Source organism: Streptomyces blattellae, from assembly GCF_009709555.1.
In the GTDB taxonomy this organism is placed as follows: domain Bacteria; phylum Actinomycetota; class Actinomycetes; order Streptomycetales; family Streptomycetaceae; genus Streptomyces; species Streptomyces blattellae.
Map to the genome: position 1 here is coordinate 1 of NZ_WJBG01000206.1, position 7,859 is coordinate 7,859.

Below are 7,859 nucleotides of genomic sequence, written 5' to 3' on the forward strand. Positions count from 1 at the left end.
CCACGACGCCATGGCGGTGGAGGACTTCCGGCCCCGCTTCCTGGCGAAGTCGACGGTGGCCCGCAAGGCCGCCGACGCGGCGATCGGCGCCACCAAACAGGCACTGGATTCAAAGGGACGCTATGACCCTGTCCGCCAGGATGTAGACCGTCTCCTCGCCGCACTCGAACGTCAGCGTGTACGCGCCCGAGATGCCTGAGCCGCCCAGCAGGGTCGGGGTCTCGCCCTGGGTCAGGGCCGCGGCGAGGCGTTCTGCGGTTTCGCGGTGGCCCGGGGTCATGCACAGCGTGGTGCCGTCGGCGAAGACGTAGACGTCGAGGGTGCCGAGCGGGCCGGGGCGGACATCGGTGAGTTCCACGCGTCCGGCGGCGAGTTCTTCGAGGGTGGCTACCGTGCGCTCGTGGTCGCCCACGACCGGTGACTGGACCGGGACGAAGTCCGGGTGGGAGGGGTGGCGGCGGCGGGCCGCGGCCAACTCCGGGGAGTCTCCGGCGTACTCGTCGCCGTCCGGGCCCGGCTCGGCCACCGGCTCAAGCCGCTCCAGGCCCGCGAAGTCGCTCTGGCGGGGCAGGAACAGCTCGCTGTCGGAGAGGCCCAGCAACGTCGGCGCGTCGCCGTCACGTGCCTCCTGGGCGGCCCAGAAGGCGCGTGCCTCGGCCAGCTCGCGCTCACGCTCCTCGGCGAGCGCGTCGGCCACCGCGGCGCGTATCTCATCGACGTCGGCGGAGGGCCGGGCGGCGGGCACGCGTGCGCGTGCGGTGGTGCGGCTCTCGGCCAGTTCGGTATGCAGGGCCGCGACCTGTCGGCGCAGCACCACGAGGGTGCGCAGGACGGCGACGCCCACGGCGCCTGTGGCGGCCGTGGTGAGCAGCAAGGCGATCGGCATGGCGCTCACTGACGTACTCCCGGTTCAAAGTCGACCCCCGACTTCCTACATCAGCTTGAAGGGAGGACTATCCCGCTGTCAGTGCGTAACGTCACGAATTGGACAGGTCTTTGGGCCTGATGTTTAGTCGTGAAACGGCTCTGAGCTGCGTAAATCCCTCTCGCGAGGGAGATAGGTCACATCCTGGGGGAGATTGGATCACAAAACGGCCCAGAACCCAGGTGATTACTGGGTTCCGGGCCTGAGGATCACGCCGGGTATCGGGTCAACTACCGTACGGGCTCAGCTGAGGCGCTCGATGACCATCGCCATGCCCTGGCCGCCGCCGACGCACATCGTCTCCAGGCCGAACTGCTTGTCGTGGAACTGGAGGGAATTGATGAGCGTGCCCGTGATGCGGGCGCCGGTCATGCCGAAGGGGTGGCCGACGGCGATCGCGCCGCCGTTGACGTTCAGCTTGTCGATGTCGACGCCCAGGTCGCGGTAGGAGGGGATCACCTGCGCGGCGAACGCCTCGTTCATCTCGACCAGGTCGATGTCGTCGATGGTCAGGCCGGCGCGCTGGAGGGCCTGCTTGCTGGCCTCGACCGGGCCCAGGCCCATGATCTCGGGGGAGAGGCCGGAGACGCCGGTGGAGACGATGCGGGCGAGGGGTGTGAGGCCGAGTTCGCGGGCCTTGGTGTCCGACATGATCACGACCGCGGCGGCGCCGTCGTTCAGGGGGCAGCAGTTGCCGGCGGTGACCAGGCCGTCGGGGCGGAAGACCGGCTTCAGGCCCGCGACGCCCTCCATGGTGACGCCCGGGCGCGGGCCGTCGTCCTTGCTGATGACCGTGGAGTCGGGGAGGGTGACCGGGGTGATCTCGCGCTCCCAGAAGCCGTTCTTGATGGCCTCCTCGGCGAGATTCTGCGAGCGGACGCCGAACTCGTCCATGTCCTGGCGGGTGATGCCCTTCGCCCGGGCGAGGTTCTCGGCGGTCTGGCCCATGGCGATGTAGGGGTCGGGGACCAGGCCGTCCTCGCGCGGGTCGTGCCAGGTCGTGCCCTCCTGCTGGGCGACCTCGGCGGTGCGGGCCTCCGCCTGCGCGAAGAGCGGGTTGCGCGTGTCCGGGAGGCTGTCGGAGTTGCCCTTCGCGTACCGGGAGACCATCTCGACGCCGGCCGAGATGAAGACGTCGCCCTCGCCGGCCTTGATGGCGTGCAGGGCCATGCGGGAGGTCTGGAGGGAGGAGCTGCAGTACCGGGTGATCGTGCAGCCCGGGAGGTGGTCCATGCCCATCTGTACGGCGACGATGCGGCCGAGGTTGTAGCCCTGCTCGCCGCCGGGGAGGCCGCAGCCGAGCATCAGGTCGTCGATGTCGTCCGGGTCCAGCTCGGGGACCTTGGCGAGGGCGGCCTGGATGATCGTGGCGGTGAGGTCGTCGGGGCGCAGTTCCTTGAGGGAGCCCTTGAAGGCGCGGCCGATGGGGGAGCGGGCGGTCGAGACGATCACGGCTTCGGGCATCACGGCTCCAGTGGCGTTATGGGGACGGGCGGGCAGGGCTGCTTGGGAAGTTACCCGTACGTATGGTCCAGGTCACGGGTGCGGCGGTGTGACCCGGACCGCAATTTTCTAAGCGCTTGCTTTTCTCGAACGCCGGACGGGCTGAAAAATCAGCCCGTCCGGCGTTCGAGGAGCGGGAGGCCAGAGGGCAGAGCCCCCAGGGGGATGGGACGGGTAAGGGCGGCGGGAGCGAGATCAGGTCGGTGTGTGCAACGGCTCCGGTTCCGGTACGCGGCGGCGGCGCCTCCGCTTCAGCAGGGCCCATGGGCCACGCGGGCCCGTCGGCATCGCCGCCGTGACCTCGGTGCCGGCCTCCGAGGCCGCCTCGGCCGCGGCGCGGGCCACCGGCAGGAAGCCCTCGCGGCGGGAGGCGTCGGGGCGCTCCTCCTCGGGCCAGAGGCCGAGGGACGCGCAGACCGTCGGGAGGACGGCCATGGCGGCCGTGGCGTAGCCCTCCGCCGACGGGTGGTAGTGGTCGGGACCGAACAGTTCCCGCGGGTTCGCGGCGAACTCGGGGCCGAGCAGGTCGCCCAGGGACACCGTGCGGCCGCCCTGCTCGACGGCGCCGATCGTCTGGGCCGCCGCCAGCTGGCGGGACGCCCGGCGGGCGAGCCAGCGCAGGGGCTGCTGGACCGGCTCGATCGTGCCGAGGTCGGGGCAGGTGCCGACGACGACCTCCGCGCCGGCGGTGCGCAGCCGCCGTACCGCCGCCGCGAGATGACGTACCGAGCGCGTCGGCGGCATCCGGTTCGTCACGTCGTTCGCGCCGATCATGATCACGCAGACGTCGGGGGCGAGCGCGGGATCCGCGAGGGTCAGCGCCACCTGGCGGTCCAGGTCGTCCGAGCAGGCCCCCGGCAACGCCGCGTTGCGCAGCTCCACCGGCCGTTCCGCCACCGCCGCGAGACCGGACGCCAGCAGCGCGCCCGGTGTCTGCCCGGCCCGGCGGACGCCCTGGCCGGAAGCGGTGGAGTCGCCCAGCATCGCCAGGCGCAGGGGCGGTGAGTCAGGGGTGGTGTAGGTGTCGCCGTACCGGCCGTCCGCGTTCGGCGGGTGGGGTGACGCGCCGTTGCTCACATGGCGCTTCGCCAGCCGCACCTCCGCCAGCAGCAGACCCACGGCCGCGGCGCCGGCCAGGCCGATTCCGCCGCCCCCGTACGCCGCTCCGGCCGCGATCCGCCGGGCCACCCGCGCCCTCGACATGCTCGTCATGCGTAGCCGCCACCTCCTCTTTGCCGTACACCCACTGCTTGCCCCGTACGGGGCGCCGCCCAATCTCAACGGGGAGTGAACGACCGCCACGGCGAAGCCGAAGGTCATAGGCTGGCGAACCAATCAGGACCACTTCTTTTGCAAGCATCCGGAGACAACGGTGCAATTCCACGACTCGATGATCAGCCTCGTCGGCAACACCCCGCTGGTGAGGCTCAACAACGTCACCAAGGGCATCAGGGCGACCGTCCTGGCCAAGGTGGAGTACTTCAACCCGGGCGGCTCGGTGAAGGACCGCATCGCGCTGCGCATGATCGAGGCCGCGGAGAAGAGCGGGGAGTTGCGGCCCGGCGGCACGATCGTCGAGCCGACCAGCGGGAACACCGGTGTGGGGCTGGCCATCGTGGCCCAGCAGAAGGGGTACAAGTGCATCTTCGTGTGCCCCGACAAGGTGTCCACGGACAAGATCAACGTCCTGCGCGCATACGGCGCCGAGGTGGTCGTGTGCCCCACCGCCGTCGACCCCGAGCACCCCGACTCGTACTACAACGTCTCCGACCGCCTCGTGCGCGAGACGCCCGGCGCCTGGAAGCCCGACCAGTACTCCAACCCCGACAACCCCCTCTCGCACTATCACTCCACCGGCCCCGAGCTGTGGGAGCAGACGGAGGGACGGATCACGCACTTCGTGGCCGGCGTCGGCACCGGCGGGACCATCTCCGGCACCGGGCGGTATCTGAAGGACGTCAGCGACGGCAAGGTGCAGGTCGTCGGCGCCGACCCCGAGGGGTCCGTGTACTCGGGCGGGTCCGGGCGGCCGTATCTCGTCGAGGGTGTCGGTGAGGACTTCTGGCCGACGGCGTACGACCGGACGGTCGCCGACGAGATCGTGGCGGTCTCCGACAAGGACTCCTTCCAGATGACCCGGCGGCTGGCCAGGGAGGAGGGGCTGCTGGTCGGCGGTTCCTGCGGCATGGCCGTCGTCGCGGCGCTGCGGGTCGCCGAGCGGCTCGGGCCGGACGATGTCGTGGTCGTCCTCCTCCCCGACAGCGGGCGCGGCTACCTCAGCAAGATCTTCAACGACGAGTGGATGGCCGACTACGGCTTCCTGGAGGACGAGGGCCCCAGCGCCCGCGTCGCCGACGTGCTCGACGACAAGGAGCACGGCGCCATTCCGTCCCTCGTCCATATGCATCCGGACGAAACGGTCGGCCAGGCCATCGAGGTGCTGCGCGAGTACGGCGTCTCGCAGATGCCGATCGTGAAGCCGGGCGCCGGGCACCCGGACGTGATGGCCGCCGAGGTCGTCGGTTCCGTGGTCGAACGGGAGCTGCTCGACGCGCTGTTCACCAAGACGGCCTCGCTTCAGGACCCGCTGGAGAAGCACATGTCGCCGCCGCTGCCGCAGGTCGGCTCGGGTGAGCCGGTCGCGGACCTGATGTCGGTGCTGGGCAGGGCGGACGCGGCGATCGTCCTGGTCGAGGGCAAGCCGACCGGCGTGATCGGCCGACAGGACCTGCTGGCCTTCCTCGCCAAGGGCGGTAAGTGACAGCGAACCTGCGGTGAAACACGGGCCACCAGGAACCGCACGACCAGCCGCACAGAGCACGCCTAGAGGCCGTGTTTTGGGTAGCGCTAGACCCCTGCCCTCTTCTGCGCCCCCTCCACCAACCGCACCGCCTCCTCGACTTCCCCCTCGCTCCGCAGCACGAGAGCCAAGTCATGCACGGCAACGGTGATTTGGTCGGCGGCGGCGAACATCCCCGCGTCCGGCATCTCCCTGGGCTCAACCCCAGGCGCCTCCAGCACCTGCGCCCACCGGGCCAACTCCCTGGCCAACGCCAAGGCCTCCCCGGCGGCACCCCGCTGGAGGCGACTCTGCGGCGCCGCCCGCAACCGGTCGGCAAAGTGATCCACGGCTCGCGTCAAGGGCGTCGTATCAACCACGCGCCGAGCCTACGCACCTTCCCCGCACTGTTGCCAACACGCGAACGCTCAGGCACGGTGACCTGAAGGACCGGCTTACATCCCATGCGTCCGGAGGCGCCGATGTCCCAAGTCTTCTCCGAGGAGACCCATCGAAATCTGCTCGCCCGCATTCCCCACTGCACCGGTCGTGAAGTCTCCGACTGGCTCCGCACCGTCGACGAAGGCCCCGCCCTCTTCCGCTTCGAGGAGAAGGTCAGCTGGCTCCGGCACGAACACAACCTCGCTTACGGCCACGCGAAGGCGATCATTCACGAGTACGACCTGAGGAGGGCCGCGCGCAAGTTCTTCTAGGCGCGCACAAATCGGGTAGGAGGGCCGGGTCGCCCGGCCCTCCTCCCACACCACCGGACATGCGGGTCACGCATCCGGCGGTTCACCAAGCTGATCTCAACCGTTGCCAGGTCGGCTTGAGCGTCTTCAGGCCGAGGTCGTCCCAGTAGGAGTTGGGCAGTGCCCGCGCGAGGACGGGGGAGCCCGCGATCCGCCAGTAGCCCTTGCTGCTGTTCCCCCACTCACGGGAGAACTGCTCGTTGAACCCGAGCTTGCGCAGCATGGCCCGGCGGGCCCGGGGGATCTTCCATTCCTTCCAACGGATCTGCCGCATCCTGCGGTGCAGCCACTTGTCCAGCTCGCGGAACAGATGCGCACCGTCCGCGAGCCGGAAGTAGCCCATCCAGCCAACGATGAAGCGGTTGATCTTCGCGATACGTTCGTTCATCGCGATGCTCCACCGGCGCGAGGTCAGCTCCCGCAGCCGCATCTTCAGACGGACGACCGCCTTCGGATCGACGCGGATCCCAACCTTCCCACGCCGGGCAAAATAGAAGCCGAACCCCAGCATCGTCATGACAGAAGCTGGGACCACCTTCGACTTGTCCCGGTTGACCTTCAGTTTCAACCGCTGCTCGACCACGGCCGTGACCGAGGCGAGCACCCGGCAAGCGGCTCGCTTGCTCCGCACGAAGACACGAACGTCGTCTGCGTAACGCACGAACCGGTGACCGCGCTTGAACAACTCCCGGTCCAGGTCGTCGAGCATGATGTTCGACAAGACCGGCGACAGCGGGGAACCCTGGGGGGTCCCCTCCGCGCTCGGCATCCTGATGCCGCCCACCATGATCCCGGCGTCCAGATACCTGCGGATCAGCTTCAAGACCCTGCGGTCATCGACCTTGCGCGCCACCCGCGCCATCAGGACGTCATGCTGAACCCGGTCGAAGAACCGGTCCAGATCAAGGTCCACGACCCAGCGGTGTCCGTCCTCGATGGCCCGCCGCGCGACACGGACCGCCTGATGGGCGGACCGGCCGGGACGGAACCCGAAGGACGACCCCGAAAACTGCGGGTCGAAGATGGGCACGAGCACTTGCGCGATGGCCTGCTGGATCAAGCGGTCCAGCACCCGCGGCACCCCCAGCATCCGCTCACCGCCGCCAGGCTTGGGGATGATCACCTGACGGACCGGCGCCGGCCGGTAGATGCCCGCGTCGAGTTCGGCCCTCACTTCGGGCCAGTGCACCGCGATCCACGGCCTCAGCTCAGCCGTGGTCATGCCGTCCACCCCGGGAGCACCCCGGTTGACTTCAACGCGGTTGAGCGCCGCGAGCAGGTTCTCCTTCGAGAGCATCAACTCCCACAGCGAAGACTCCCGCTCCCGGTGAACGCCCTCCGTGGAGTGCGCCGACCGGCCACTACGCTCCGCCAGGACACTTCCGGAATGCACCGGTCCCTTCCCGGTCGGCACCGCCGAAGCGGACTTACTGCGGTCCACGTGACCAGCACGAGCAACCACCACATCACCCGTTCCACTCGATGTTCGGCCCTTCCCAGCCCGCCACGCACCGGCAGCCATCCCGGCTGGTACTACGACCTCTGCTGACTTCTGCCCGGTCAGCCCGCGCCTCCCGGCACGGACCGTCGGCGCGGCGACAACTTCAGCACAACCGACACCCGGACAGATCTCCCCAGGTAAGAACGATCACTGTCCCTGGATCCCCGCCGCGTTTACGCACTGGCCCTCTTGGCAGTGACGGGCATCGCCTTCTCGTGCAGGCTCACCCGACCAGTACGCCTCATACGCGATTCGCGTTCCTCGGTACCCAGGTCTCGCCTCGGGCTTCCTCCAGACCCCACCTCACGATGACGCCCTTGCCTCCGGCTCGGGGTTAGCACCACCTCTTCCCCCAGGGGACTTCCACCCCCAAGCAATCGCCCATGCTGGGCACACACG

7 protein-coding genes and 1 pseudogene are annotated in these 7,859 nt (G+C 69.2%); 3 read left to right on the plus strand and 5 right to left on the minus strand.

Translation table 11 applies throughout. The annotated features are described in order from the left end of the window. Positions 1 to 121, plus strand: a pseudogene (locus tag GFH49_RS40475) (RNA-guided endonuclease TnpB family protein); the annotation flags it as partial. On the opposite strand, the gene GFH49_RS27915 reads toward GFH49_RS40475, so the two are convergent. The 3 genes from GFH49_RS27915 to GFH49_RS27925 form a co-directional block, all read right to left on the minus strand. After that, positions 110 to 886 carry a hypothetical protein gene (locus GFH49_RS27915; RefSeq protein WP_196218148.1) on the minus strand — a complete coding sequence of 259 codons (777 nt, stop codon included), beginning with the start codon at positions 884 to 886 and terminating at the stop codon, positions 110 to 112. The pseudogene GFH49_RS40475 and the gene GFH49_RS27915 overlap by 12 nt on opposite strands. A gap of 282 nt (positions 887 to 1,168) precedes the next feature. Next, on the minus strand, positions 1,169 to 2,389 hold the full coding sequence (locus GFH49_RS27920) for an acetyl-CoA C-acetyltransferase (protein WP_155058830.1): 1,221 nt from the start codon (positions 2,387 to 2,389) through the stop codon (positions 1,169 to 1,171). A 234-nt stretch (positions 2,390 to 2,623) separates the two neighbouring features. Next, the gene (locus GFH49_RS27925) at positions 2,624 to 3,640 is read right to left on the minus strand and encodes an SGNH/GDSL hydrolase family protein (protein ID WP_155058831.1); all 1,017 of its coding nucleotides are present in this window, start codon (positions 3,638 to 3,640) and stop codon (positions 2,624 to 2,626) included. Positions 3,641 to 3,800: 160 nt separating this feature from the next. Between GFH49_RS27925 and GFH49_RS27930 the strand changes: the two genes are divergently transcribed. Beyond that, positions 3,801 to 5,189: a cystathionine beta-synthase gene (locus tag GFH49_RS27930; RefSeq protein ID WP_155058832.1), complete on the plus strand. Its 1,389-nt coding sequence runs from the start codon at positions 3,801 to 3,803 to the stop codon at positions 5,187 to 5,189. Between the two features lie 86 nt (positions 5,190 to 5,275). Here GFH49_RS27930 and GFH49_RS27935 read toward each other — a convergent pair whose 3' ends face one another. Next, entirely contained in the window at positions 5,276 to 5,587 is a 312-nt protein-coding gene (locus tag GFH49_RS27935) for a hypothetical protein (protein WP_196218147.1), read from the minus strand. A gap of 102 nt (positions 5,588 to 5,689) precedes the next feature. Between GFH49_RS27935 and GFH49_RS27940 the strand changes: the two genes are divergently transcribed. Next, positions 5,690 to 5,920 (plus strand): DUF4287 domain-containing protein, encoded by a 231-nt coding sequence (locus GFH49_RS27940; RefSeq protein ID WP_155058833.1) that lies wholly within the window; start codon positions 5,690 to 5,692, stop codon positions 5,918 to 5,920. A gap of 82 nt (positions 5,921 to 6,002) precedes the next feature. Here the strand turns inward: GFH49_RS27940 and ltrA are convergent, their stop codons facing one another. Continuing rightward, positions 6,003 to 7,256: a group II intron reverse transcriptase/maturase gene (gene ltrA / locus GFH49_RS27945; RefSeq protein WP_230396118.1), complete on the minus strand. Its 1,254-nt coding sequence runs from the start codon at positions 7,254 to 7,256 to the stop codon at positions 6,003 to 6,005. Between the last annotated feature and the right edge of the window lie 603 nt (positions 7,257 to 7,859).